Consider the following 23,702-nt stretch of genomic DNA (forward strand, 5'->3'; position numbering starts at 1 on the left):
CAAATATTGAATGTAATCGTTCTGGTCGCCAAAAAATCAAGGACAGATTGGAGGACAGGTTTTACCGCCATTTGCGGGTTCTAAGCCAGCAGCAAGCACAGTACTGTCTAAAACAGTGTCTGTATGACTGCTCTCTTTACTAACGGTTCCAGCAAAAACAACAGTTGTCTGGTTTGGTGATTTTGTTTCTGTTTCATCATGAGAAGCAAAATGAACCCTTACGCCAGTTGCTTCCGCAGGCAGACTATTTACAAAGTTTTTAAATGACTCAATATCAAACCAAACTGATTTGGTATCATTAATACCATGAGTTTTGTCGATAACGGTTTTCCGGGTGGTGTGATAGTGATCCACCATTTTTTTTGCGGTTTTTAAATCAATAATTTTCATATATAATCGGGGATTAATAAGTAAGCAATATATAATTTACAAAGCAATATTGCTATCCGTTTTTAAACGGTATTTTTCACCGTTAAAAAACGGATAGGTGCCCTTTTAGCTTCATTTATTACCACAAAAGTTTTATATTACGTTAAAAACCCATGCGCAAATTTTTGCAAAAGCTGCTTACAAAACGGGTAGCCATACTGGCCGACAGGCTATCGTCGAGGCCTGATAAGAAGCGGGTGGATAAGGCATTAAGCCGCCTGTATAAAAACATACTTACCAGGCCCGGAAAAAAAGGGCTGGTGATTCCCTTTGATACCGGCGTAGATAAATTCATCATCTTTTCTGATCAGCATAAAGGTGCACGTGATGATATGGACATTTTTGCATTGGCCGAGAAAAACTATCTTACAGCACTTGACTATTATGAAGAGCAGCGTTTTTGTTATATTAACCTGGGTGATAGTGAAGAGCTTTGGGAAAACCTCTTCATCACCATAAAAAGGCACAATAAAGCAACCTTTGAAAGCGAAAAGCGCTTTATTAACCGCAAAGCTTTCTTCAAGATATTTGGCAATCATGACCTTTATTGGGGTAATGATCCACTTGCTATCGCGGGGTTAATACAGATATACGGGCAACTGATAAACATCTATGAAGGTGCCGTATTACAAACCGAAGTAAATGGTATGCCGCTTAATATATACCTTACTCACGGCCACCAGGGCGACCTGCAAAGCGATGGCAACTGGTTTAGCAAATGGTTTGTATCTGATATTTGGGGGCCGCTCCAGGCCTATCTAAAGGTGAATCCTAACACCCCGGCCAACAACGACCTGCTAAAAACAGATCACAACCGGATTATGTACGAATGGGTGGCTAAACGCGAAAACACATTGCTTATAACCGGGCATACTCACCAGCCGGTTTTCAGGTCCCTCACCCACCTGGAAAGATTATACGATGAAATGGCAAGGGCAAAAAAAACAAACAACACTGCTGCCATTGCCGAAATTCAAAAGCAAATTGTAAACAGGAATTTAAAGGGCGATATAGTTCCCGATTTTAGCGCGTATAAACCTTATTATTTCAACAGCGGTTGCTGCTGTTTTGATGATGGTGATATAACCGGCATTGAAATAGCCGATGGCTTCATAAGATTAATAAAATGGGAATATGATAATAAAAAGAAAAGTAACAGGATTGTACTGGAAGAATGTACGCTTGAGGCGTTAATTTAAGATGTTTTTTGCATATGGATTTTTATATAGCAGGCTTTGCAAATCAGCAGTCACCTGGCACGACCCCCAACTTACAACACAGAATCATCAATTAAAAACACAAACAGTTCTTTTGGTCCGTGAGCGCCAAGCACAAGCATTTTTTCGATATCGGCAGTGCGGCTTGGACCAGTTACATTGCTGATCATGGAAGGCAGGCGGTTGCCATATTTACTTTTAAGAAGCTTGAAACCATCCTTAATATCCATTACCATTTGTGAAGTATAAGCCAGCACAATATGTACCGGTGGATAAATACTTAAGCGCCGGCCAGCCATATTGCCGTTTGATAGCAAAATGCTCCCGTTGCGCGCTATTAAAGCTTCGCAAAGGGTAAATCCAACTTCGGCCTGGTCAAAATCTTTATCCGTTTCGTAAAAAGGGTACTCAAAGCGGGTAAGTATTTCCTGTAGGGCGGGCTCCCAGCAGTATATTTTACGCCAATTACGTTCTTCGGCCAGGGTAAGCAATGTTTCAATGAATTGCATCTCGTCTTCGCAAAAAACAAACTGACCGTTAACGGCGGCGAATTGCTCTGCAAAAACAACTTCAGGAATTTCCTCATCGGTTGCATAAAGCGGCAGGTCTTCCAGCTGGGGATACGGGTTGTCCCTTTTTTCCAGCAAGGCCTTGCGGATCTTTTTAAGCAGTTTTTCTTTTGATGTGGTAATATCCCTCATAGTGTAAAAAAGGAAAGCCACCAGCTACGCTGGTGGCTTTTTATAATATTATTGTATTAAACCTTTGAATCCTGCGCGTCAACCCTCGATAACTCAGGATTAGTTACATTCTCGGGTATTGCATTGTTGTCAATCTCTGGATTCAAAGCGGCTTCGCCGTTTACAAACTTATCGTAAGTGGTTCGTTCGTCAAAGGGGCGTTTTCCTAATATCTCTTCCAGGTCGCTCTGGAACAGCACCTCTTTCTCTAATAGCTTTTGAGYAATTTTCTCTAAGCCATCCCGTTTTTCGTTCAACAGCACCTTGGTTTTCTGATAAACATCGTCAACCAGCTTGCGCACTTCATTGTCTATCATTTCGGCAGTGGTATCAGAATATGGTTTGTTAAACTGGTACTCTCCCTGCGGATCGTAGAAGGATACATTACCCACATTACCGTTCATACCATAAATTTTTGTCATGGCATAGGCAAGCTTGGTAATTCGTTCCAGGTCGCTTAAGGCGCCGGTTGAAATTTTGCCGAAAACAATATCTTCAGCAACACGGCCGCCCATTGAAACACTCATTTCATCAAGCAGTTGCTCGGTTGTATACAAAAACTGCTCTTTTGGCAGATATTGAGCATAACCTAATGCCGCAACACCACGCGGAACGATAGATACCTTAACCAATGGATCGGCATGCTCCAGGAACCAACCGGCAATAGCATGACCGGCTTCGTGGTATGCTACTATCCGTTTTTCTTCGGGTGATATTATCTTGTTCTTTTTCTCCAAACCACCAATCACACGGTCGATGGCATCCTGGAAATCGGTCATATCTACCGATTCTTTATTTTTACGGGCGGCTATCAAAGCTGCTTCGTTACAAACGTTAGCAATCTCGGCGCCTGCAAAACCTGGTGTTTGTGCCGATAGCTTTTTAGCATCAACACCGTCATTAAGTTTAATGGGTTTCAGGTGAACCTTAAAAATCTGCTCACGACCAATCAAATCGGGCTTATCAATAGATACCTGCCTGTCAAAACGACCCGGGCGCAGCAATGCGGAATCCAGTACATCCGGACGGTTGGTTGCAGCAAGAATAATAATACCAGAATCGGTACCGAAACCATCCATCTCCACCAATAACTGGTTCAAGGTGTTTTCGCGCTCATCATTGCCACCAACTATATTATTTTTACCACGGGCACGGCCAATGGCATCAATCTCATCAATAAATATAATACATGGGGCCTTATCCTTAGCCTGGCGGAACAGATCACGAACGCGTGACGCACCCACACCTACAAACATCTCCACAAAATCAGATCCTGAAAGAGAGAAGAAAGGCACCTGGGCTTCACCCGCAACAGCCTTGGCTAACAATGTTTTACCCGTACCTGGTGAACCAACAAGCAATGCGCCTTTAGGTATTTTACCACCCAGGTTGGTGTATTTTTTGGGGTTCTTCAGGAAATCTACAATTTCCATTACCTCTTGCTTGGCTTCTTCGAGGCCGGCAACATCATTAAACGTAACCGAAACCTGTGCTTCCTTATCAAACAGGGTAGCTTTTGATTTACCTATGTTAAATATCTGCCCGCCCGGACCACCGCCAGAACCGCCAGACATGCGGCGCATAATGAAAATCCATACGGCAGCAAACAGGATCACCATAATAACACCCTGTACCAACCAGTTTGATAAAAGACTTTCGCGGCCCTGCTGTAGTTCAACCGAAACTTTAGGAGCCGTAGGGTCTATACTTTCTGCTGCTGCGATAGATTTTTTTAGGCTTTCGTATGAATCGTCAGTAAAAGTATACTGAGGGCCACTGCCCGAAGCGCTAAATAAATGTTGTTGCTTACCGCTATCGGTAACGTAACGTTGTTTACCCAGGCTTTCCTTTTTTATATAAACCTCGGCAATTATCAAATCGCCGCTTTTGTAAGCAATTATTCTGTCAACATCATGCTGTTTCAGCATATTTGTTTCAAAATCCTGGTAGGTGATACGTGTACCATTTTCACCGCCTAATAAGGTAGACGCCAGCAAAAATGCCAAAACAATAATACCATAAATCCACATAATGTTAAATTTAGGTGGTTTTGGAGGCGTTTTTTTATTTAGAATCTTCCTTATCGGTTTCGGACTTTCTGATTTATTATCTTTATTATCTTTCATTTCTTTGTTACGAGCTCAAACTCAATATCTATAATTTAAAATACACGGTTATTAACATGACGCAGTTACCGGCCCTTATGTGACCAATAATTAAGCGCTTTTGAAATATTTAATTTCTGCATCTCCCCACAGTTCCTCTACACCATAAAACTCCCGCTTATCGGTTCGGAAAATGTGAACTACAACATCCACATAATCAAGCAATATCCATTCGCCGTATTCAAGCCCTTCCTTGCGCCATGGCTCTTGCTGGGTCGCTTTAAAAATTTCGTCTTCAACGCTATTCGCTATAGCTTTAACCTGTGTGGTTGAGTCGGCATGGCAAACTACAAAGTAATCTGTTACCGAACTATTTAAGTTACGAAGGTCTAACCTTACTATCTCATTTCCCTTTTTTTCCTGAATGCCATGTATAGCCAATTCAGAAATATAGGTTGATTGATTCCCCTTTTTATTTTTTACCATCAAAAAGAATTAGTTTTGAACGTTTTTTGGTTAAAAATTATTACACTTTGCAAAATAACATATTTTCGGGATTATTTGTTGGTCAAAATTTGGTAACAATTAAAGAAGTTGATTCAACCAACACATTCCTTAAAACATTACTGTCAAATTCCAAGCCATTGCCCGAAGGTACGGTCATTATGGCAGAAAGCCAATATGCAGGCCGGGGTCAGCAGCAAAACAAGTGGCACAGTGAGCCAGGCAAAAACCTTACCTTCAGTTTATTGCTAATGCCCTCATTTTTACCCGTTTCTAACCAATTTGACCTTACCCGGGTGGTAAGTTTAGGCGTTTGTAAAGCCCTTGAACCCATACTGGGCGATAAATTAAAAATAAAATGGCCAAATGATATTTATTATGACGACCATAAGCTTGGCGGTATTTTAATTGAAACCAACCTGCAGAGCGACAGGATTAAAAACGTCATAATTGGCATTGGCCTTAACATAAACCAGGAAAGTTTTGAACCGGGAGCCGGCAATGCTATCTCGGTAAAGCAAATCTTACACAAAGATTATGATTTACGAACTTTATTATCTGAAATTTGCGCTCATATTGAGGCATACTATCTTAACTTAAAGGCCGGTAAGTTTGACCTTATACGGAATGCTTATTTAAACCGGCTATACTGGTTAAACGAAATAAAGGATTTCAGGTCAAACGGTGAGGTTTTTAAAGGAACCATTATTGATGTAAAAGATGAGGGCTTACTGGTTGTTAAAAATAATAACGAAAAACGGGAGTTTAACTTAAAACAAATTGAATTTTTAAATAAATAATAAATGAAAAAATTGTCGATGATGATGGTGGCGCTTGTGATTTGCGCCGCAGCTTATGCACAAATAGAAACACCGGTAAGGTGGTCATACGCGGCAAAAAAGCTAAATAGTAAAGAAGCTGTTGTTTTTTTAAAAGCAACCATCCAACCCGGCTGGCATATCTATTCGCTTAATGTTGGTGATGGCGGCCCTATAAAAACATCTTTTGAGTTTGCGCCATCAAAACTTTACGCAACAAGCGGTAAAACTACCGAGCCAACTCCAATATCTAAATTCGAGAAAGCATTCAGCATGAATGTTACTTATTTTGAAAAGGAAGTTGTTTTTCAGCAAAAGATCAGCCTTAAATCATCTACAGCAACCAATGTAACAGGCAAGCTAACTTACATGACCTGTAACGATAAAAAATGCCTGCCGCCAGAAGATGTTGACTTTACCATTCCATTAGGCAAATAAACATTCCCTGGTATATCCATGAAAATATTTAGCAAAATCAACTGGTTGCCTACATCTATTGCTGTGGTAACCTTACTCATCATATTTGGCATAAACGCGCCAAAGCCGGTTTATGCAGCGCAAAAAGGGGGCAAGGATACAACTGTATTAACCGGCGACATCCAGTTTACCGATATACCAACCGCTGCCGATAGTATAGCCATCAGGAAAAAAGCTGCCGACTCTGCTGCTAAGGCGGCGACTGCCAAAACCGTTATTAAGCATGACGCGCCAAAACCCGCGAAAGCCAAAACCCTTTGGCAGATATTTATAGAAGGCCTCATCGGCGGTTTTACTGCTGTTATTTTGCCTTGTATTTATCCATTGTTGCCATTAACTGTAAGCTTTTTTACCAAAAAGAGCGGCAGCCGAAGCAAAGCCGTTATGCAATCGCTTATTTATGGCATATCCATCATTGTTATATATGTAACACTGGGCTTGCTTATCTCTATCATATTTGGGTCAAGCGCATTAAATGAGCTTGCCACCAATGGTATATTTAATATTTTCTTTTTCCTGCTGCTCATCGTATTCGGGGTCTCGTTCCTGGGTGCATTTGAGATTACGCTGCCAAGCTCATTAGCCAACAAGCTGGATGAAAATGCCGATAAAGGCGGCCTTGTCGGCATTTTCTTTATGGCATCAACTTTGGTAGTGGTTTCATTTTCGTGCACCGGCCCCATCATAGGCACTTTACTGGTTGATGCCGCGTCAAAAGGCGATAGGCTTGGGCCGGCAATGGGCATGTTTGGCTTTTCCCTGGCCTTAGCCCTTCCATTTACTATTTTTGCCCTGTTCCCATCAGCCTTAAAGAGCTTACCAAAATCGGGGGGGTGGCTAAATAGCGTGAAGGTAGTTTTGGGTTTTCTGGAACTTGCTTTCGCATTAAAATTTTTATCCAATGTGGATTTAGCTTATCATTGGAATTGGTTGGACAGGGAAATATTTCTGTCTCTTTGGATAGCGATCGGGCTGCTGATCGGCCTTTATTTAATAGGAAAGATCAAGTTTTCGCATGATAGCGATGTGCCTTACATTTCCATACCAAGGGTGTTTTTATCAATAATTGTATTCGCTTTTGTTATCTATATGATTCCGGGTCTGTGGGGGGCGCCGCTAAAATCTATCAGCGCGTTTTTACCGCCGGAAGCTACCCAGGATTTTAACCTGTCGCAAATACCAGGAGGTACCGCGAATCCCTCTTCAACATCTTTAGTCAAGACAAGCATCAAAGAAAAAAAATACGAGGCAAATTACGCCCGTTTAAAAGTTCGTGGACTTGATTCGTGGTATGATTATGACCAGGCCTTGCAGGTCTCAAAAGAGCTGCACAAGCCCATTTTAATTGATTTTACCGGCTTTGCCTGCGTAAACTGCCGTAAAATGGAAGCCAACGTATGGTCGGATCCGGAAGTATTTAAAAAACTGAGGGATGATTTTGTGCTTTTACAATTGGTTGTTGATGACAAGGCCATGTTAGATCCAAAAGATCAAACCATATCAACCTATAGTGGAAAAAAAATAACCAGCATTGGTGATAAATGGAGTGATTTGGAAGCAAGTCGGTTTAACTCAAATTCGCAGCCATTATATGTAATGCTTGATAGTGACGGAAATGTACTCACCGATAAAAACGGAACAGAGATTCCCTCTTCCCCGGCAAATTACGACATCCCATCCTACATAAAATTTTTAGATAGCGGCATTGCGGCTTACAAAAAGTAACATCGTTTAAAAATTAAGTGTAAATTCGCGGCAACTTTTAAAAGTTTGCCGCGTTTTTAATATACGGGGCAGGCCGCTTTAAAAATACTTAATTTTTTTATTATTCAATTTTTTAAGGTAGGGTTAAGCCAACCTTATCAGGATAAAAAATGACGCAGATTAAAACTATCGGACTTTTTACTTCAGGTGGAGACTCGCCGGGAATGAACGCAGCTATAAGGGCGGTTGTACGTACGGCTATATATTATGGAATTGATGTTACTGGCATCCGTCGTGGTTATGAAGGAATGACCAAAGGTGACTTTTTACCGATGAACCGTAAATCGGTATCAAACATTATACAACGCGGCGGTACTATTTTAAAAACCGCCCGCTGTGATAATTTCAGAACTTCCGAAGGTCGTAAACAGGCCTATGACCAGCTAAAAAAACATAATATTGATGCCCTTATTGGTATTGGCGGCGATGGTACATTTACCGGTGCCAAGGTATTTGGAGCCGAATATGACATCCCTATTATTGGCCTGCCCGGCACTATAGATAATGATTTAATGGGTACCGATTTTACCATCGGCTATGATACAGCTATTAATACGGTTGTTGAGGCTGTGGATAAGATCCGCGATACGGCAGAATCGCACGACAGGTTGTTTATTGTTGAGGTAATGGGTCGCGACTCCGGGCTTATAGCTTTGCGTACAGGTATTGCAGCCGGTGCCGAAGCCATTTTGATACCCGAAAGCAAGGGCGGCATGGAAGGCTTATTTAACCGCCTTGAAAATGGCCGTAAAGACAAAACCTCGAGAATTGTAATAGTTGCAGAAGGCGAAGAAGCCGGCGGTGCATTTGAAGTTGGCCGCCTGGTACAGGAAAGATTCCCTAATTATGATACCCGCATCTCGATACTGGGGCATATACAGCGGGGTGGTGCACCAAGTTGTATGGATAGGGTGCTGGCAAGCCGTGTTGGCGCTGCTGCCGTTGAAGCATTAAGAGATGGCCACCGTAACGAAATGATAGGCATCATTCACAACGAAATTGCCTATACACCTTTCGAACACGCCATTAAACACCATGTCGAGATCAATCCCAACCTGTTAAAGCTTGTAGAGATCTTGTCAATGTAATTGGCGCAATCTTTACAATATCAGACTTACGAAGTAATTAAACTTCGTAAGTCCCTAATCGCTATGCCATCTCCCTTCAGATGACGTGATCCGTTTCATAGTAGACAACACTTTTACGGGCTATTGAACTATGTGTTTAATAGCTTTTCTGCTACTTCCTGCCAGCTATTAACCCTTTCATAACCATCTATCAATAAGTTATGCGGTGAGGTAAACAGCAGTTTACGGCCTTCAAAAGTCACAAAGTTTTTTATCCGGTCGTCTATCATAATATCCACATCCAGTATTTTGTGGCCGCAAAAAATGATATTAGTCCAGGATATAAAAGGGAAATGCTCCTCCAGCCACTCCTGCTTATCCTCCAGCGAGTGTTTAAATTCCATGGCTGCCGAGGCTATATATACATCGTATTTTTCCATAAGGGCCTTTACCACTTCCTGGCTCCCCGGCATCACTTTCAGATCACGGAAAAAGCCTCTCTCGTTAACGTATTCCCTTACAGAACTAACCAGGTGCGGGGGCAGGGTTTCGCCAAATTCCTTGCCGTGCATATCGGCCAGTAATACTTCTGTTTCATGACGGTCTTTATATACTTCGATAAATTTATCAATGGTATCCGCCAATACCTCATCCATGTCAATAGCAATGCGTGGTTTTCTGTTGATGCTCATGGTGGCTCAAATTGCAATTTTTTTTATTGAAATGGTAACCAATAAATAATTAATTGCAAGGCTTTTAAATTGTTAAGAATAATTTATACCTTTGCATCCCCGCAGAAAGAACTCCGGGGACATGTTGAATACATAAAATAAAGAAATGGCAACTAAGATCAGACTGCAAAGACACGGTAAAAAAGGAAAGCCTTTTTACTACATCGTAGTAGCAGATGCCCGCGCTCCACGCGACGGTCGTTTTATTGAGCGTTTAGGTTCATACAACCCAAACACCAATCCTGCAACTATCGACATTAATTTCGACAAAACTTTAGAGTGGGTTAACACAGGTGCCCAGCCTACCGATACTTGTCGCGCCATCCTTTCATACAAAGGTGTGCTGTACAAAAAACACTTAGAAGGTGGTGTTAAAAAAGGTGCTTTAACTGAAGAACAAGCCGCAGCAAAACTTGCTGAGTGGACTGATTTGAAAGAAGGAAAGATCACCGGCAAAAAAACCAGCCTGGTATCTGCAAAAGACGAAGCACGTAAAGCTGCTTTGGCTGCTGAGGCTAAAAAGAAGGAAGAAAAAGCTGCTGCAATTGCTGCTAAAAACGCTCCTGTTGCCGAAGAAGTTGAAGCCACAGCTGACGAAGAAGCTCCGGCTGCTGATGCTGAAAGCGCAGAATAATTTTTTGATTAAAATTTACATAATGGCGAAGCAACCTCACAATAGGTTCTTCGCCATTATTGTTTAATAACGATTTTTTATGAAGACCGAAGATTGTTTCAGGGTTGGCAGTATCTTAAAAACCAAGGGCTTAAAAGGCGAAATGCAGATCTATGTAGATTTCGATGACCTTGATGCTCTTAAATTCGACGCCGTTTTTATTGACATGGCCGGCAAAATGATCCCTTATTTTGTGCAATCCATTAAATACCTGCAAAAAAGCAATGCCTATTTGTTTTTGGAGGATGTGGATACCATTGAAAAGGCTGCCCTGATGGTAAAAAGAGACATATACCTGCCCAACAAACTAAAACCTAAAAAGAAAAAAACAGAATTCACCCTGAATGATGTGGAAGGCTTTATAGCTATTGATGAAACGCATGGCGAGCTGGGCGAGATAGCCCAGGTACAGGAATATCCACAGCAGCTAATTGCTACGGTTCAATACAAAAACAAAGAAGTACTGTTCCCTCTTAATTTAGAAATCATTAAAGGAATTGATATTGAAGCCGGCGAGATCTATATTGATTTGCCGGAGGGTTTGCTGGATGTTTATTTACAAGATTGAGGATAAAGGCATATTTTAAGATAATCAGAGCTAAGTGCGGGTAGATTACGGATTTGTGAGCATCACATTTTAAATAAAGCGTACAAAACTTCGACAATTAGCGCTTAAATTATATTTTTATACCTTATGCCATCACCCGCTGCATTAAGAAAGATAAGGCCCGTACAGCTTGTTGCTGTTATTTTCTTCACTGTATCCGGCGGCCCTTATGGTTTAGAACCGCTTTTGAGCTATGCCGGCGACCACGCCGCACTGGCAATACTCCTGCTTACCCCACTTTTATGGGATGTACCGGCCATATTTACCGTGTTAGAGCTTAACAGCATGATGCCGGTAACAGGCGGTTATTATAAATGGGTAAAATATGCATTGGGCACGCGTTGGGGATTTTACGAAGGCTGGTGGACCTGGCTTTATACCTTTGTAGACCTGGCTATATACCCCGTACTTTTTGTACAATACGCCTCCTTTTTTTTTCCGGTTTTACTGCAGTACCAGGTACCGGTTTGCCTGCTTATCATCTGGGCATCCGCGGGGTTAAATATATTGGGTATAGTACCGGTTGGCAAAGTAAGCCTGTTTTTAAGCGCCGTTGTTTTAGCCCCGGTGTTAATTTTAATTGTTTTGGCAATCTACCACCATCCCGGGCCATTAACAATCCCTGCACCATCATTACAGGGCCTTACGTTCCCTTCTTTCGGCATGGCCCTGTACACTGTGATGTGGAACTGCCTGGGCTGGGATAACATTACCACTTATGCCGAGGAGGTTGAAAAGCCCGTGCGCTCATACCTGGTATCTATGTTTATCGCCTTTGCCCTGGTAATAATTGTCTACTTTTTTATCACCTGGATTGCACAGCAATCGGGCATTAACCATGATACCTTAACAAACAATGGCTTCCCGGCCTTGGGCTTGCTCATTGCCGGAAATTGGCTGGGTGTCGTAATTGCAATAGGCGGAATGGCCAGCACTCTGGGAATATACGCGGCTGTATTATTATCTGTATCCCGTGTGCCCCAGGTAATGGCGGGGGACAATTTATTACCCTCCGGCCTTAACAAATTGCACAAAAGGTTTAAAACACCATATATATCAATCGTTATTTGTTCATTGGTGGTAAGCTTCATGATCCTTTGGACCTTTGCTGATCTGCTAATCATCGATGTTACCGTTTATGGAGCTGGTTTATCATTAGAGTACATCGCCTTGGTACAGTTACGGATAAAAGAGCCGGATAAAAAAAGGCCCTTCAGGATTCCCTTAAGCATAACCGGCCTTTGCCTTGTTCTTTTATTACCATTTATAGTGTATGGCGTTGCATTGGGTGGCGCGCTTTCATCAACACCAAAAGCACTTACAGCCGCGGGCTTTGCCATAACCGCCTTATTAAGTGCGGAGGTGGCATGGCGTATAATTTTACTGAGCAGGCCACATTTGAAAAACAGTTTCCCACGACCCCATTCATCGGAAAAAAAATAAAGGGTTGTCTGCTACCTTGCTTCATCAAGAATATGCATTGTAAAAATTCGGCTATGTTGCATATGCGTGGTTTTACAACTACCCTCCCCCGCAAATAAACCGCTACCTTTAGGTGGACCAATCATATTTTTCAGATAGCCAAAAGTACAACATTAAGCCATACCCCCCGTTGCAATATAAACTTCAATTTATTTACATTTGAAAAAACATCCATATGAATATTAAACATAATTGTTTTTTGCTGTTAACAGGTGTTGCTTTATTTGCAGGTTGTAGCTCAAATAACAAAACGCAGGAAGCGAAAAAAGCGATAACACCCGATGAAATTAAAGCGCAGATTGCCGTATTGGCCGCCGATTCGTTAATGGGCCGCAAGCCATTTACCGAAGGTGAAAATAAAGCTATAGCCTACATCTCATCGGAGTTTAAAAAAGCAGGTTTAGCGCCAGGCAATAATGGCAGCTATTTCCAGGATGTACCTATGGTAGAGATCACAAGTACACCATCGGAAACAATGGAGATTGGCGGCGGTAAAACCTCGATGACTCTGCATGCCGGGGCCGATTTTGTAACCTCCACCCGCCAGGAAGTAAGTGGAGTCGAACTAAAAAAGTCACCATTGGTATTCGCCGGTTATGGCGTTGTCGCGCCTGAATATGGCTGGAATGATTATGCCGGGCTTGATGTAAAAGGTAAAACCGTAATTGTATTGGTTAATGATCCCGGGTTTAAATCGGGCAGTTCAGATTTTTTCAAAGGCGATACCATGACCTATTATGGTCGCTGGACCTATAAGTACGAGGAAGCCGCCCGCCAGGGCGCAGCCGGGGTAATTATTGTACATCAAACAGAACCGGCCAGCTATGGTTGGAAGGTAGTGCAAAACAGTTTTGCCGGTGCCAAGCTTTACCTGCAGCAAAAAGACAAACATATGTCGCGCTGCAAGGTGGAAGGCTGGATAACCGAAGATGCCGCCAAAAAACTATTAGCCGATGCCGGTATAAGGGACGACATCCGCTCCACTGCCCGCAAAAAAGGTTTTAAGGCCGTCCCGCTAAACAGAGATATCTCTTTAACTATTAGCAATAAATTAAAATACTCCACATCGCGTAATGTTATAGGTACTATAAAAGGCAGCACAAGGCCGGATGAGTATGTATTATATACTGCCCACTGGGACCACCTTGGTATCGGCAAGCCAGATGCAAAAGGCGACAGTATTTACAATGGCGCGGTTGATAATGCCAGCGGTGTTGCTGCACTTATTGGCGTAGCCAAAGCCTTTAAAAATGCCAGGGATAAACCTCAGCGTTCTATAGTTTTCCTTGCGGTTACTGCAGAAGAACAAGGCTTATTGGGTTCAGAATATTATGCTACCCACCCGGTTTACCCGCTCAATAAAACCGTTGCCGACTTGAATATGGATGCCCTTGGCAGCTATGGCGAAACCAAAGACATTGCAATTACCGGCAAAGGCCAAAACGACCTGGAAAATTATGTGGCCGATTTTGCCAAACAGGATGGCCTAACCATAGTGGGCGACCGCACACCGGGCTCGGGAAGTTATTACCGCTCAGACCATTTTAACTTTGCAAAACTTGGTGTGCCTGCATTGGATATTAATAACGGCAGCATCAGCAAAACCCAGGGAGCAACCTATGGTGCCGATAAACAAAAGGAATATGTTGACCAGCGCTATCACCAGGCAGCCGATAACTACAGCAGCGATATGGACGCTACAGGCATGGCCCAAATAGCCGATATCCTTTTCCGGGTGGGCACAAAACTAAGTAACGAAACCTCCTTCCCCGGCTGGAAACCGGGATCGGAGTTTAAGGCGGTTAGGGATAAGGCGATAGGAAAATAGAGAATGAGATGCAAGAGTCAAGATAAAAGAACCGTTAAAAGTCTGAGACTCGTGTGCAGAAGCCTTACCCACCATGGCTCGCCAGGCTCACCATGATAGCCAATCTTTATAAAACTAAAAAATCCACCCCGTAACAGAAGGTGGATTTTTTTGACGTATATATAGTGAAACTAATGCCCCGAGGGACAAACTTAGTTGCTCATTTTAGCGATGTTGAAGCTTTCGAAAGCCATTTTTTGGTTGTACTCGTTGGCCATGCTCTTATAATTGATCAGGTCGACAATGGTACCGATAAAGCAAAAGCCGGCTGTGAAAAAGTATAGCAAGCCCATGCCAATTTGATCGGTAAGGAAACGTTGAACACCGGATGCCCCTACAAAACCTAATAAGGTAGCCAGCATCAAATCTTGCGGGTTTCTGCGTTTTCCGTAGTAAACGCTCATAAAATATCTTTGCTGATTTTCATTCAGGGATGCGGTAGCTTGTTGTAAAAAGGCATATTCTTCGGGAGTCATTCCGTCGAATATCATATATGGGTTTTGGTAAGTGTCCATTTTCTTAAAGGTTGAGTTTGTGTTTGTTTTATGATATAAAGGTATATCGACACACCATAAACACCTATACATTATAGGTTAGCAGGGGAAACAAGTCGGTGAAATAGTAGGTTTCGGCGGTGAATTTTCCGGGAGGAAGAAGCTAATGGCCCAGTAATCATTACCATCGGCAGGGGCCGGGCAATTACGCCAAAAGAGTCTACAAAATTATGAGCTTCGGAAGGACGAGTCTCGGGAAGGAACATTGGAACTGCGCTAAACAGGTTAAATAAGCGCCTTATCTTATTATTTCAGTGGATAATAAGACAAAGCGGTTATTCCTAAGCATTTACAAAATCAAGGATGGCAATTTGTATTAAGAAGTAAAAGCAATTGTTGCCTTTCCTATCCTGCTAATAGTTTCCTCTTTACCCAACAAAGCGGCTATATCAAACACATGCGGACCAAACTTGCCACCAACCAGCATAATACGGAAAGGCAGCATCACATCACCTACCTTTAACGCCTTTTCCTCGGCAAGGGCTTTAAATTTAGTTTCCAGATCCTGGGCTTCGATATCGCCATCGGCGCTTAACAGGCCCGTTAATGCCCTAAAGAAATCCGTTTTAGCCTCTGTCCATTTTGGTTTTACAGCATTTAGGTCATATTCCTTAGGCTGCTCAAAAAAGTAGCCTGCCTGCAGATAAAAATCCGGTAGTAACACACAGCGGTCTTTTACCAGGTTGATAACCGTTTCCAGTTTTCCATCATCGGTAACAACAGTCCCTTTATCTGCTAAAATCTTGCTAACTGCCAGCTTTAAACTGCCAACTTCCGAGCGTTTTATCCACTCGGCATTAAACCACTTAGCTTTTTCAAAATCGAATTTCGCGCCGGCCTTGCTAACCCGATCTATCGAGAATTTTTCTATCAATTCATCAAGGGTAAATATCTCCTGGTCGGTACCATCATTCCAGCCCAGGGTCGCCAGTAAATTTAAAAATGCTTCCGGCAAGAAACCCAGCTCGCGGAAACCAGGGGTAAGCTCTCCTGTTTTGGCATCAAACCAACTCATGGCATATACCGGAAAACCCAGGCGTGCGCCATCGCGCTTGCTCAGTTTGCCGTGCCCATCGGGTTTTAATATCAGCGGTAAATGTGCCCATTGCGGCATATCGGCTTTCCAGCCAAGGTATTCCCAAAGGAGCAGGTGAACCGGCGCAGATGGCAGCCATTCTTCACCCCGGAAAGCATGCGAAATTTTCATCAGGTAATCATCAACCACAACTGCCAAATGATACGTCGGCATTCCGTCGGCCTTTAGTAAAACCTTATCGTCAACCTGGTTAGTTTCAAAGCTTACGTGCCCGCGTATCATATCATTAAAGCTTACAGTTTCATCTGCCGGCATTTTTATGCGAATTACATGGGGCGTATGAGCATCCAACAAAGCATCAACCTCATGTTGTGGCAGTGAAATAGAATTACGCAATGTTTCGCGGTAAAACTGCCCATATTGAAAGTTAGGAATTTCTTTACGGTTCTTATCCAGTTCCTCGGCAGTATCAAATGCATAATAAGCATGTCCCTGCATTACCAGGCGTTCGGCATACTCACGGTAAATAGCCTTACGTTCGCTTTGGCGATAGGGCGCAAACGGGCCGCCGGCAACCGGGCCTTCGTCCGGGTGTAAGCCACACCATTTAAGACAATCTAAAATATACTGTTCTGCACCCTCCACATAGCGGGTTTGGTCGGTATCCTCAATCCTCAAAACAAAATCACCATGGTGTTTTTTGGCGAATAAATAGTTAAACAACACGGTGCGTACCCCTCCCAGGTGCAAGCCACCTGTCGGGCTCGGTGCAAAACGAACTCTTACTTTTTTATCGGTCATGATGGCGCAAAGATAAGTTTATTTTAGATGTGCAGATTTCAAATTACAGATGTGCAGATAATTTGAAAATGATAATTTCAGATTTATTATTTTAAAAATTCGCACCTATGAAATCGGCATCTACGAAATCTCCACATTTAAATAAAAATCACGTTATTTGAGCCTTGGCCAGCATGAACCCATATCAGCGAAAAAAACGGTGGAAGTATTTACTGCTCGCGTTTGCGATTGTAATAGCCAGCGGATCTTTAATTTATACCAGGTACCTGGTTAAAAACATTGCCCGGTCTGAACGCACGCGGGCACAGGTTTGGGCTATGAGCATGAGGCAGATCCTAAACTCCGACGATAACGACTTTTTGCAATATACCATAGCCGTACGCGATAGCTTAATTGTACCGGCCATTGTTACTGATGGCAAAGGCGATATTCGCTTATCGCGCGGATTGGATACTACAAAAACCTTTATTGACCTTCCATCCGCAGATAATAAGAAAAAATACGATCCGGAGTATTTTAAGGAAGAGTTGGAGTACATGAAAAAACAGCATGAACCAATAAGAACCCAGATTTTGGGAGAGGAGACCCTGGTTTATTATAAAGATTCGCCCCTTTTGCAGCAACTTCGCCTTTTTCCATACATCCAGTTAACGGTAATCGCTATATTTTTGCTGATGGCTTATACTGCCTTCAGCTCTGCCCGCAAATCTGAGCAGGACCAGGTTTGGGTTGGTTTGGCCAAAGAAACCGCGCACCAGCTGGGCACGCCAATATCATCGTTAATGGCATGGATAGAACTGATGAAAGAAAAATTCAACGCCGAAGATGATGTACTGGTGGCCGAAATGGAAAACGACGTAAAACGGTTGGAAATTGTGGCTGATCGTTTCTCAAAAATAGGATCAAAACCAGTATTGGAAGAGCACGGCGTTTATGAAGTAGTAAAAGATTTTGTTGATTACTTTAGGGTGCGCGTAAGTAAAAATATAAGTTTTGAAATGAGTGGAAACCCTCACCTTAACGCGGGCCTTAATGTTCCGTTGTTTGATTGGGTAATAGAAAACCTGCTTAAAAACGCCGTTAATGCCATTGATGGTAAGGGCAGCATAAAGGTTGATATTACTGGTAATAAAATAAAAAACCAGGTATATATTGATGTAACCGATACGGGTAAAGGCATCCCGCGTTCTAAATTCGATACCGTTTTTCAGCCGGGATACACCACCCGCAAACGCGGTTGGGGCTTAGGTTTATCCTTAACCAAACGGATGATAGAGAACTACCACAACGGGCAGATATTTGTAAAAGATTCGGAAGTGGGCAAGGGAACAACTTTTAGAATAGTATTAAAAAACACACGCAATGATAAGCAAACCCAATCCTGATGAATATTCGCCATTTGCGGCAGGCTATGTTGGCCTTGTACCCAATGAAAATGTAATTGACTTATTGGAGCAACTAATGGCATCAAGTTATCAACTGTTTAGCAACATTACTCCCGAACAGGCAAATTTTGCCTATGCACCCGGCAAGTGGACCGTTAAACAGGCCCTCGGCCATATGATAGACACCGAGAGAACCTTTGCCTACCGGGCCATGGTATTTTCGCGTAACCATATTGAACTGCCTGGGTTTGACCAGGATGTTTATGTTGCTAATACTGATGTAAGCGGAATTAGCATTAAGGACCTGGCCGGGGAATTTAAAGCCACCCGCTTATCAAACATATACATGATCAAAGGCTTTAGCAATGATCAGCTATTACGCGATGGCATTGCAAGCAATAGCCGGTTTACGGTCAGGGCATTTGTTTACATGCTGGCCGGGCACGAACTGCACCATCTGAATATTTTTAGGGAGCGATATAACATTGGGTAGAGTTTCCAAAAACCATCATGCTGAAACTGATTTCGGCACGAGTTCCGGTAAATGAAAACGCCCTCATTAATTAATGAAGGCGTTTTATTTTAACTTAGATCGCTCTTATTTCTGCATACTCACTTCTTCCCTATCCAATACTTCCTTTTTTTCGATCTTATATGACAGGAACAAACCAGCACCGCCAAAGATGGCTATAAGCGATAAGTAAAGAAAGAATACATCGTCGTCCATGTTTTGAAATACCGAATGATCCAATATAAACGCAAGGAACAACCCAATACCCGAACCAATAAGCAGCAGTCCCCATTTTAAGTTTTGATAAGGCGCTGATTGTGGCTTGTAACTGCGTGGGTCCATACCCCTTTCAATCATTGCCATTCTTTCGCGTTTATATAAATAAACAACGGCAAAGATCATGGCGAAAAAGCCTAATGATATAACGATGCCTGCTAATATTCCTAAATTCCCGGTGTCCATTTTATTTTAATTTTAATAAGTTAATAAATTTCGTTTTTTAACCACCATAACTGGTGTATTTGTAAGTTATGACAACATGGATTTGAAGCAGGTTACAGGCCCGCATAAAAATAATTGAAAATAAGTGTTAGGTTTTGTAAATGAATGGTAGTAGCTGGTCCTGAGCTATCTGCCCCCCTCCGGCTATCTAAAATTTTGACAAAAAAAAGCCCGGACAATTTCTCATTCGGGCTTTCAATATATTTTTATTCCTTCCCCCTGAATAGGCCGGGGTTTAATTCATCCTATAAGGTGCAATCAAATAAAATTCTGGGATCTGTACATTAAAGCTTGCATTATCAAGCAGGCGTATCATTTGGTATTCACCTTTCATGCTGCCCATATCGGTTTTAAGATTGCAGCCAGACACATATTCGTGTGCATGACCGGGTTCTATAACTGGTTGCTGACCAACCACGCCTTCACCCTCAACTTCGCGCTTGGCTCCGTTTGAGTCAAAAATATACCAATGGCGGCCAATTAATTGTATCGCATAGTTGCTCATGTTCTCGATATTCACCTTGTAGGCAAACATAAAATGATCATTAGCCGGATTAGAATATTCGGGTTGGTATATGGTCTCTATAGAAACCTTAACGCCTTCTGTTATAGTGGTAACCATGTGCATCAGTCTCTTATTACTTCAAATATAATGAAAGAGAGCAAATATTACGCCATTTCAATGGCATATTTTTCATCTATTTCGGCAAGTATCTGTTGTACTTCGTCTAAAGTACCCGCTGTTACCAGCCTCATCCGAAACTCTTTAAAGTGATCTACTCCTTTAAAATAGTTAGAATAATGCCTGCGCATTTCAAAAATTCCGGTTTTAGGCCCTTTCCACTCTATGGATTTTTGCAAATGCGTTGAGCACGCTGCAATACGCTCGGTAATGGTTGGCTTTTCTAAGTGCTCCCCGGTTTTAAAAAAATGCTTTATTTCCCTGAATATCCATGGATAACCAATTGCCGCACGGCCTATCATCATGCCATCAACGTCAAATTCCATTTTCCAATTCGCGGCTTTTTCTGGTGAATCGATGTCTCCGTTGCCGAAAATGGGGATTTTTATCCGCGGGTTTTTTTTAATATCACGAATCAACGACCAATCTGCAACACCTTTGTACATCTGCGCGCGGGTGCGGCCATGTATGGTAAGGGCTTTAATACCCACATCCTGCAGGCGCTCGGCCACTTCATATACGTTTTTGGTATTATCGTCCCAGCCAAGACGCGTTTTCACGGTTACAGGCAGGTGTGTTGCTTTAACAACGGCTTTGGTCATGGCCACCATTTTATCAATATCCTGTAACAAACTGGCGCCGGCACCGCGGCAGGCCACCTGTTTTACAGGACAGCCATAATTGATATCCATCAGATCGGGGCCGGCTAGCGAGGCTATTTCCGTGGCTTCGCGCATGTGGTCGATATCACTGCCAAAGATCTGGATGCCGATGGGGCGCTCATACTCAAATATATCCAGCTTTGCACGGCTTTTGGCGGCATCGCGGATCAATCCTTCTGATGAGATAAATTCGGTGTACATCATATCCGCACCGTTTTGCTTGCACACATAACGGAATGGCGGATCACTCACGTCTTCCATCGGCGCCAGCAGCAGCGGGAACTCTCCTAAATCAATATTTCCTATTTGTACAGACATGCTTATCTTTAGCGTTGCAAAAATAAGCATTTTACCCCAAATGATAAAAGAACCCATAAAGGACTACATACCACAGACAAACCAGCCCGCCATATTTGTACAGCTTTTAGCTATTGTTGGCATAACCATTGGCTTAGTAATTATTTTTTCATTTATTGCAGCGGGAATTATACTTGCAATATTCGGATTTAAAACCCTTACAGATACTTTCAGCTTCGATACTCAAAACCCGCATGTTGGCACCACATTATGGATATTGCAGATAGTTAGCACCACGCTGCCGCTGTTTGTTGCACCTTTGCTTTTTGCCCGGTTTATCGTATCAGATACATCAACATATTTAAAGCCTACCTTTAGGTTTCTGCCTGTTTTTTTATTGCTGATATTCACTGTCATGCTGTTTTCATCGCCCGTTATGGAGGTACTTAGCAATATCAATCAAAAGCTAACATTGCCGGCGGCGCTTAAAGAGCTTGAGGATAAAATGCGCGCAATGGAGCTATCGGCACAAAAAGCAACCGAGGCTATGCTAAAAATGAAAACTATCTGGGCCATGCTTTGGGCTGTGCTTGTGGTTGGCCTGCTAACGGCCATTGCCGAAGAGTTTTTATTCAGGGGCGTAATTCAAACCATTTTTGTTCAGTGGACCAAAAACAAACATACTGCTATCTGGATAACAGCAATCCTGTTCAGCGCTTTTCATATGGAGTTTTTTACCTTTTTACCCCGGGTGTTCCTGGGCGCCCTTTTTGGCTATTTTGTTGCCTATAGCGGCAGCATCTGGACGGGTGTTTGGGGTCACTTTTTAAATAATGGCTCGGCCGTGGTTATTACCTACTTATACCAGCGTAAAACCATTACACTGGATCCCGATGATCAACATGTATTTAATTATCCTGTGTATGCTTTTAGCTTAATAATTGTTTTATTTTTGCTTTTTATATACAGGAATATCGCAATGGGTAAAAAACCGGAGTTAAGTAATTGATGGAAAAAAACTGGATCAAAATATTTAGTTCATCCAATTTTTATCAATCAGAGATTGTTAAGCAAGTGCTTACCCGGCACCAAATTGACACTGTTTTATTAAACAAACAAGACTCTTCGCATCGCGCCTTTGGCGATATTGAAGTCTATATTCACCAGGAGGATTTTAGCAACGCCATTGAGATCATGATCCTCAACCAAATTAATTTATGAGATTACGCGCCATTACCGGCTTCTTTTTTATCATCGTGATGATTGCCTCCAATTTACTGGGGGCGTATGTTTTTAGTGTGTTTTACTTATTGCTTGCATCATTTTGCCTGTTTGAGTTTTATAAACTGGTAAAAGAAGGCGGAATAAAAGCCAGCCGCGAAAGCGGCATCGTCAACGGAGCATTGCTTTTTGCTTTCTTTGCGGCCAATTGTTATTTCCCTGCGTGGCGTTTTATTTTCTTTTTACCGGTAAGTTTTAGTGTCATTTATATACAGGAACTTTATAAAAAAACCCCGGCCCCATTCAGTAATATTGCCTTTACTTTTTTAGGGATAATGTTCGCGGTTGTGCCCTTCATTTTTTTTCATGCCCTGGCCTTTATTAATGGTGCTTTTAACTTCCACATTCCATTGGCATTTTTGATCATTTTGTGGAGCAACGATACCGGGGCCTATTTAGTAGGAAGCAAAATGGGTAAAACAAAGCTGTTTGAGCGGCATTCGCCCAAGAAAACATACGAAGGCTTAATTGGCGGCATAATCATCAGCGCTGTAGCCGCACTGATATTGAGTCGTTTTTATGTTGAGCTTGCCTGGAAACAGTGGGTAACTATATCTGTCCTTATTTCTTGCTTCGGTACTATGGGCGACCTGGTAGAATCTATGTTCAAACGCAGCATTAATGTAAAGGACAGCGGGGGCATATTACCTGGCCATGGCGGCCTGTTAGATAGGTTCGACGGCTTATTAATGGCTGCGCCTATTGTTTATGCATACCTGTACTTCATTTCAAATTTGTAGCTTTGTAATAAATCATCTATAATATGACTTTTCATAAAGAAGGATACACTTCACTGGCACTCACCATACTGTTCATTTTTGTGCTGAATGCGCTGATACAGTTTTATTTCCCGCAAGCGCATACGCTAAAATGGATCATCTACATTTTATCTGGATTTTTCTTTTTGGTGATTGTGCAGTTTTTCCGCAGTCCATTCCTTGATATCAGTACCGATGAAACTACTGTGCTTTGCCCTGCCGATGGAAAAGTAGTAGTAATTGAAGAAACAGAAGAAACAGAATTTTTAAAAGATAAACGGATCCAGTTATCGGTATTTATGTCGCCGGTAAATGTGCACGTAAATCGCAACCCGATTGCCGGTGTGGTAAGCTATTTTAAATATCACAAAGGTAAATACCTGGTAGCCTGGCACCCCAAATCATCAACCGAGAATGAGCGGACCACAATTTGTGTTCAAAACAGCGAGGGCGTATCGGTATTATTCAGGCAAATTGCAGGCGCTTTGGCCCGCCGTATTGTATGGTATGTAAAAGAGGGCGATATTGTTGAGCAAGGTCAGCAATTTGGCTTTATCAAATTTGGTTCGAGGGTTGACGTGTTTTTACCATTAGGCTCCAAAATATTAGTAAACATTGGCGATGTTGTAAAAGGTGGCAGAACCATCCTGGCCGAACTGCCAAGTGCATTATCGGCAGTAACAGAAAAAACAGCCGCCAAAGTAATGCCGGTTAATGATGCTGAGCCAACCATGATCATCAATGAAAGCCATC

24 protein-coding genes and 1 pseudogene are annotated in these 23,702 nt (G+C 42.4%); 15 read left to right on the forward strand and 10 right to left on the reverse strand.

Annotated elements, in window-relative coordinates; genetic code table 11:
* Positions 1–36: 36 nt before the first annotated feature.
* Positions 37–390, reverse strand: a complete 354-nt coding sequence (locus tag AC1DQW_RS05020; protein ID WP_477453111.1) for a hypothetical protein — start codon at positions 388–390, stop codon at positions 37–39.
* A 152-nt stretch (positions 391–542) separates the two neighbouring features.
* Between AC1DQW_RS05020 and AC1DQW_RS05025 the strand changes: the two genes are divergently transcribed.
* The gene (locus AC1DQW_RS05025) at positions 543–1,628 is read left to right on the forward strand and encodes a metallophosphoesterase (protein ID WP_477453112.1); all 1,086 of its coding nucleotides are present in this window, start codon (positions 543–545) and stop codon (positions 1,626–1,628) included.
* A 71-nt stretch (positions 1,629–1,699) separates the two neighbouring features.
* Here the strand turns inward: AC1DQW_RS05025 and AC1DQW_RS05030 are convergent, their stop codons facing one another.
* The 3 genes from AC1DQW_RS05030 to rsfS all read right to left on the reverse strand — a co-directional run bounded on the left by AC1DQW_RS05030 (position 1,700) and on the right by rsfS (position 4,977).
* Entirely contained in the window at positions 1,700–2,347 is a 648-nt protein-coding gene (locus AC1DQW_RS05030) for a LutC/YkgG family protein (RefSeq protein WP_477453113.1), read from the reverse strand.
* A gap of 56 nt (positions 2,348–2,403) precedes the next feature.
* Complete coding sequence (ftsH, locus tag AC1DQW_RS05035; RefSeq protein WP_477453114.1) at positions 2,404–4,512, reverse strand: ATP-dependent zinc metalloprotease FtsH; 2,109 nt, start codon at positions 4,510–4,512, stop codon at positions 2,404–2,406.
* Between the two features lie 90 nt (positions 4,513–4,602).
* Positions 4,603–4,977, reverse strand: coding sequence for a ribosome silencing factor (rsfS, locus tag AC1DQW_RS05040; RefSeq protein WP_477407719.1), 375 nt, complete (start codon positions 4,975–4,977; stop codon positions 4,603–4,605).
* 47 nt (positions 4,978–5,024) lie between these two features.
* Here rsfS and AC1DQW_RS05045 point away from each other — a divergent pair, with 47 nt between their 5' ends.
* The 4 genes from AC1DQW_RS05045 (at position 5,025) to pfkA (ending at position 9,142) form a co-directional block, all read left to right on the forward strand.
* Positions 5,025–5,795 carry a biotin--[acetyl-CoA-carboxylase] ligase gene (locus AC1DQW_RS05045; RefSeq protein ID WP_477453115.1) on the forward strand — a complete coding sequence of 257 codons (771 nt, stop codon included), beginning with the start codon at positions 5,025–5,027 and terminating at the stop codon, positions 5,793–5,795.
* A gap of 3 nt (positions 5,796–5,798) precedes the next feature.
* Entirely contained in the window at positions 5,799–6,251 is a 453-nt protein-coding gene (locus AC1DQW_RS05050; protein WP_477453116.1) for a protein-disulfide reductase DsbD N-terminal domain-containing protein, read from the forward strand.
* 18 nt (positions 6,252–6,269) lie between these two features.
* Positions 6,270–8,015, forward strand: coding sequence for a protein-disulfide reductase DsbD family protein (locus tag AC1DQW_RS05055; protein ID WP_477453117.1), 1,746 nt, complete (start codon positions 6,270–6,272; stop codon positions 8,013–8,015).
* A gap of 149 nt (positions 8,016–8,164) precedes the next feature.
* Positions 8,165–9,142, forward strand: a complete 978-nt coding sequence (gene pfkA / locus AC1DQW_RS05060) for a 6-phosphofructokinase (protein ID WP_477453118.1) — start codon at positions 8,165–8,167, stop codon at positions 9,140–9,142.
* Positions 9,143–9,270: 128 nt separating this feature from the next.
* On the opposite strand, the gene AC1DQW_RS05065 is transcribed toward pfkA, so the two are convergent.
* Positions 9,271–9,813, reverse strand: a complete 543-nt coding sequence (locus AC1DQW_RS05065) for a 5' nucleotidase, NT5C type (RefSeq protein WP_477453119.1) — start codon at positions 9,811–9,813, stop codon at positions 9,271–9,273.
* A gap of 145 nt (positions 9,814–9,958) precedes the next feature.
* Here AC1DQW_RS05065 and AC1DQW_RS05070 point away from each other — a divergent pair, with 145 nt between their 5' ends.
* The 4 genes from AC1DQW_RS05070 (at position 9,959) to AC1DQW_RS05085 (ending at position 14,442) form a co-directional block, all read left to right on the forward strand.
* Positions 9,959–10,486, forward strand: coding sequence for a 30S ribosomal protein S16 (locus AC1DQW_RS05070; RefSeq protein ID WP_477453120.1), 528 nt, complete (start codon positions 9,959–9,961; stop codon positions 10,484–10,486).
* A gap of 79 nt (positions 10,487–10,565) precedes the next feature.
* Entirely contained in the window at positions 10,566–11,093 is a 528-nt protein-coding gene (gene rimM / locus AC1DQW_RS05075; protein ID WP_477453121.1) for a ribosome maturation factor RimM, read from the forward strand.
* Between the two features lie 126 nt (positions 11,094–11,219).
* Complete coding sequence (locus tag AC1DQW_RS05080) at positions 11,220–12,575, forward strand: APC family permease (protein ID WP_477453122.1); 1,356 nt, start codon at positions 11,220–11,222, stop codon at positions 12,573–12,575.
* Positions 12,576–12,789: 214 nt separating this feature from the next.
* Positions 12,790–14,442: a M28 family metallopeptidase gene (locus tag AC1DQW_RS05085; protein ID WP_477453123.1), complete on the forward strand. Its 1,653-nt coding sequence runs from the start codon at positions 12,790–12,792 to the stop codon at positions 14,440–14,442.
* A gap of 191 nt (positions 14,443–14,633) precedes the next feature.
* Here the strand turns inward: AC1DQW_RS05085 and AC1DQW_RS05090 are convergent, their stop codons facing one another.
* Entirely contained in the window at positions 14,634–14,996 is a 363-nt protein-coding gene (locus tag AC1DQW_RS05090; protein WP_477453124.1) for a TM2 domain-containing protein, read from the reverse strand.
* Between the two features lie 355 nt (positions 14,997–15,351).
* On the reverse strand, positions 15,352–16,872 hold the full coding sequence (gene gltX / locus AC1DQW_RS05095) for a glutamate--tRNA ligase (RefSeq protein WP_477453125.1): 1,521 nt from the start codon (positions 16,870–16,872) through the stop codon (positions 15,352–15,354).
* A 173-nt stretch (positions 16,873–17,045) separates the two neighbouring features.
* Between gltX and AC1DQW_RS05100 the strand changes: the two genes are divergently transcribed.
* Both AC1DQW_RS05100 and AC1DQW_RS05105 read left to right on the forward strand, forming a co-directional pair.
* Positions 17,046–18,257: a sensor histidine kinase gene (locus tag AC1DQW_RS05100; RefSeq protein WP_477453126.1), complete on the forward strand. Its 1,212-nt coding sequence runs from the start codon at positions 17,046–17,048 to the stop codon at positions 18,255–18,257.
* Positions 18,235–18,750, forward strand: a complete 516-nt coding sequence (locus AC1DQW_RS05105) for a DinB family protein (protein ID WP_477412599.1) — start codon at positions 18,235–18,237, stop codon at positions 18,748–18,750. The genes AC1DQW_RS05100 and AC1DQW_RS05105 overlap by 23 nt, the downstream gene beginning before the upstream one ends.
* A gap of 105 nt (positions 18,751–18,855) precedes the next feature.
* Here AC1DQW_RS05105 and AC1DQW_RS05110 read toward each other — a convergent pair whose 3' ends face one another.
* From AC1DQW_RS05110 to dusB, 3 genes are all read right to left on the reverse strand, one after another.
* Complete coding sequence (locus tag AC1DQW_RS05110) at positions 18,856–19,230, reverse strand: DUF6249 domain-containing protein (protein WP_477412601.1); 375 nt, start codon at positions 19,228–19,230, stop codon at positions 18,856–18,858.
* Between the two features lie 274 nt (positions 19,231–19,504).
* Positions 19,505–19,891, reverse strand: a complete 387-nt coding sequence (apaG, locus tag AC1DQW_RS05115; RefSeq protein ID WP_477400872.1) for a Co2+/Mg2+ efflux protein ApaG — start codon at positions 19,889–19,891, stop codon at positions 19,505–19,507.
* Between the two features lie 47 nt (positions 19,892–19,938).
* Positions 19,939–20,931, reverse strand: a complete 993-nt coding sequence (gene dusB, locus AC1DQW_RS05120; RefSeq protein WP_477453127.1) for a tRNA dihydrouridine synthase DusB — start codon at positions 20,929–20,931, stop codon at positions 19,939–19,941.
* A 40-nt stretch (positions 20,932–20,971) separates the two neighbouring features.
* Here dusB and AC1DQW_RS05125 point away from each other — a divergent pair, with 40 nt between their 5' ends.
* The 4 genes and pseudogenes from AC1DQW_RS05125 to AC1DQW_RS05140 all read left to right on the forward strand — a co-directional run.
* A complete protein-coding gene (locus AC1DQW_RS05125; RefSeq protein WP_477453128.1) occupies positions 20,972–21,919 on the forward strand; it encodes a lysostaphin resistance A-like protein in 948 nt (315 codons plus the stop codon).
* Positions 21,919–22,131 carry a putative signal transducing protein gene (locus AC1DQW_RS05130; protein ID WP_477412607.1) on the forward strand — a complete coding sequence of 71 codons (213 nt, stop codon included), beginning with the start codon at positions 21,919–21,921 and terminating at the stop codon, positions 22,129–22,131. The genes AC1DQW_RS05125 and AC1DQW_RS05130 overlap by 1 nt, the downstream gene beginning before the upstream one ends.
* Positions 22,128–22,931, forward strand: a complete 804-nt coding sequence (locus AC1DQW_RS05135) for a phosphatidate cytidylyltransferase (protein ID WP_477453129.1) — start codon at positions 22,128–22,130, stop codon at positions 22,929–22,931. The genes AC1DQW_RS05130 and AC1DQW_RS05135 overlap by 4 nt, the downstream gene beginning before the upstream one ends.
* Positions 22,932–22,954: 23 nt before the next feature.
* Positions 22,955–23,608, forward strand: a pseudogene (locus tag AC1DQW_RS05140) (phosphatidylserine decarboxylase family protein); the annotation flags it as partial.
* Between the last annotated feature and the right edge of the window lie 94 nt (positions 23,609–23,702).

This window comes from Mucilaginibacter sp. P5_A4, assembly GCF_056400605.1.

Bases quoted from the DNA above. Each gene is read 5' to 3' on its own strand.
- AC1DQW_RS05020 (WP_477453111.1), bottom strand. From the start codon at position 390: ATGAAAATTATTGATTTAAAAACCGCAAAAAAAATGGTGGATCACTAT.
- AC1DQW_RS05025 (WP_477453112.1), top strand. From the start codon at position 543: ATGCGCAAATTTTTGCAAAAGCTGCTTACAAAACGGGTAGCCATACTG.
- AC1DQW_RS05030 (WP_477453113.1), bottom strand. From the start codon at position 2,347: ATGAGGGATATTACCACATCAAAAGAAAAACTGCTTAAAAAGATCCGC.
- rsfS (WP_477407719.1), bottom strand. From the start codon at position 4,977: ATGGTAAAAAATAAAAAGGGGAATCAATCAACCTATATTTCTGAATTG.
- AC1DQW_RS05050 (WP_477453116.1), top strand. From the start codon at position 5,799: ATGAAAAAATTGTCGATGATGATGGTGGCGCTTGTGATTTGCGCCGCA.
- AC1DQW_RS05055 (WP_477453117.1), top strand. From the start codon at position 6,270: ATGAAAATATTTAGCAAAATCAACTGGTTGCCTACATCTATTGCTGTG.
- pfkA (WP_477453118.1), top strand. From the start codon at position 8,165: ATGACGCAGATTAAAACTATCGGACTTTTTACTTCAGGTGGAGACTCG.
- AC1DQW_RS05065 (WP_477453119.1), bottom strand. From the start codon at position 9,813: ATGAGCATCAACAGAAAACCACGCATTGCTATTGACATGGATGAGGTA.
- AC1DQW_RS05070 (WP_477453120.1), top strand. From the start codon at position 9,959: ATGGCAACTAAGATCAGACTGCAAAGACACGGTAAAAAAGGAAAGCCT.
- rimM (WP_477453121.1), top strand. From the start codon at position 10,566: ATGAAGACCGAAGATTGTTTCAGGGTTGGCAGTATCTTAAAAACCAAG.
- AC1DQW_RS05080 (WP_477453122.1), top strand. From the start codon at position 11,220: ATGCCATCACCCGCTGCATTAAGAAAGATAAGGCCCGTACAGCTTGTT.
- AC1DQW_RS05085 (WP_477453123.1), top strand. From the start codon at position 12,790: ATGAATATTAAACATAATTGTTTTTTGCTGTTAACAGGTGTTGCTTTA.
- AC1DQW_RS05090 (WP_477453124.1), bottom strand. From the start codon at position 14,996: ATGGACACTTACCAAAACCCATATATGATATTCGACGGAATGACTCCC.
- gltX (WP_477453125.1), bottom strand. From the start codon at position 16,872: ATGACCGATAAAAAAGTAAGAGTTCGTTTTGCACCGAGCCCGACAGGT.
- AC1DQW_RS05100 (WP_477453126.1), top strand. From the start codon at position 17,046: ATGAACCCATATCAGCGAAAAAAACGGTGGAAGTATTTACTGCTCGCG.
- AC1DQW_RS05105 (WP_477412599.1), top strand. From the start codon at position 18,235: ATGATAAGCAAACCCAATCCTGATGAATATTCGCCATTTGCGGCAGGC.
- AC1DQW_RS05110 (WP_477412601.1), bottom strand. From the start codon at position 19,230: ATGGACACCGGGAATTTAGGAATATTAGCAGGCATCGTTATATCATTA.
- apaG (WP_477400872.1), bottom strand. From the start codon at position 19,891: ATGGTTACCACTATAACAGAAGGCGTTAAGGTTTCTATAGAGACCATA.
- dusB (WP_477453127.1), bottom strand. From the start codon at position 20,931: ATGTCTGTACAAATAGGAAATATTGATTTAGGAGAGTTCCCGCTGCTG.
- AC1DQW_RS05125 (WP_477453128.1), top strand. From the start codon at position 20,972: ATGATAAAAGAACCCATAAAGGACTACATACCACAGACAAACCAGCCC.
- AC1DQW_RS05130 (WP_477412607.1), top strand. From the start codon at position 21,919: ATGGAAAAAAACTGGATCAAAATATTTAGTTCATCCAATTTTTATCAA.
- AC1DQW_RS05135 (WP_477453129.1), top strand. From the start codon at position 22,128: ATGAGATTACGCGCCATTACCGGCTTCTTTTTTATCATCGTGATGATT.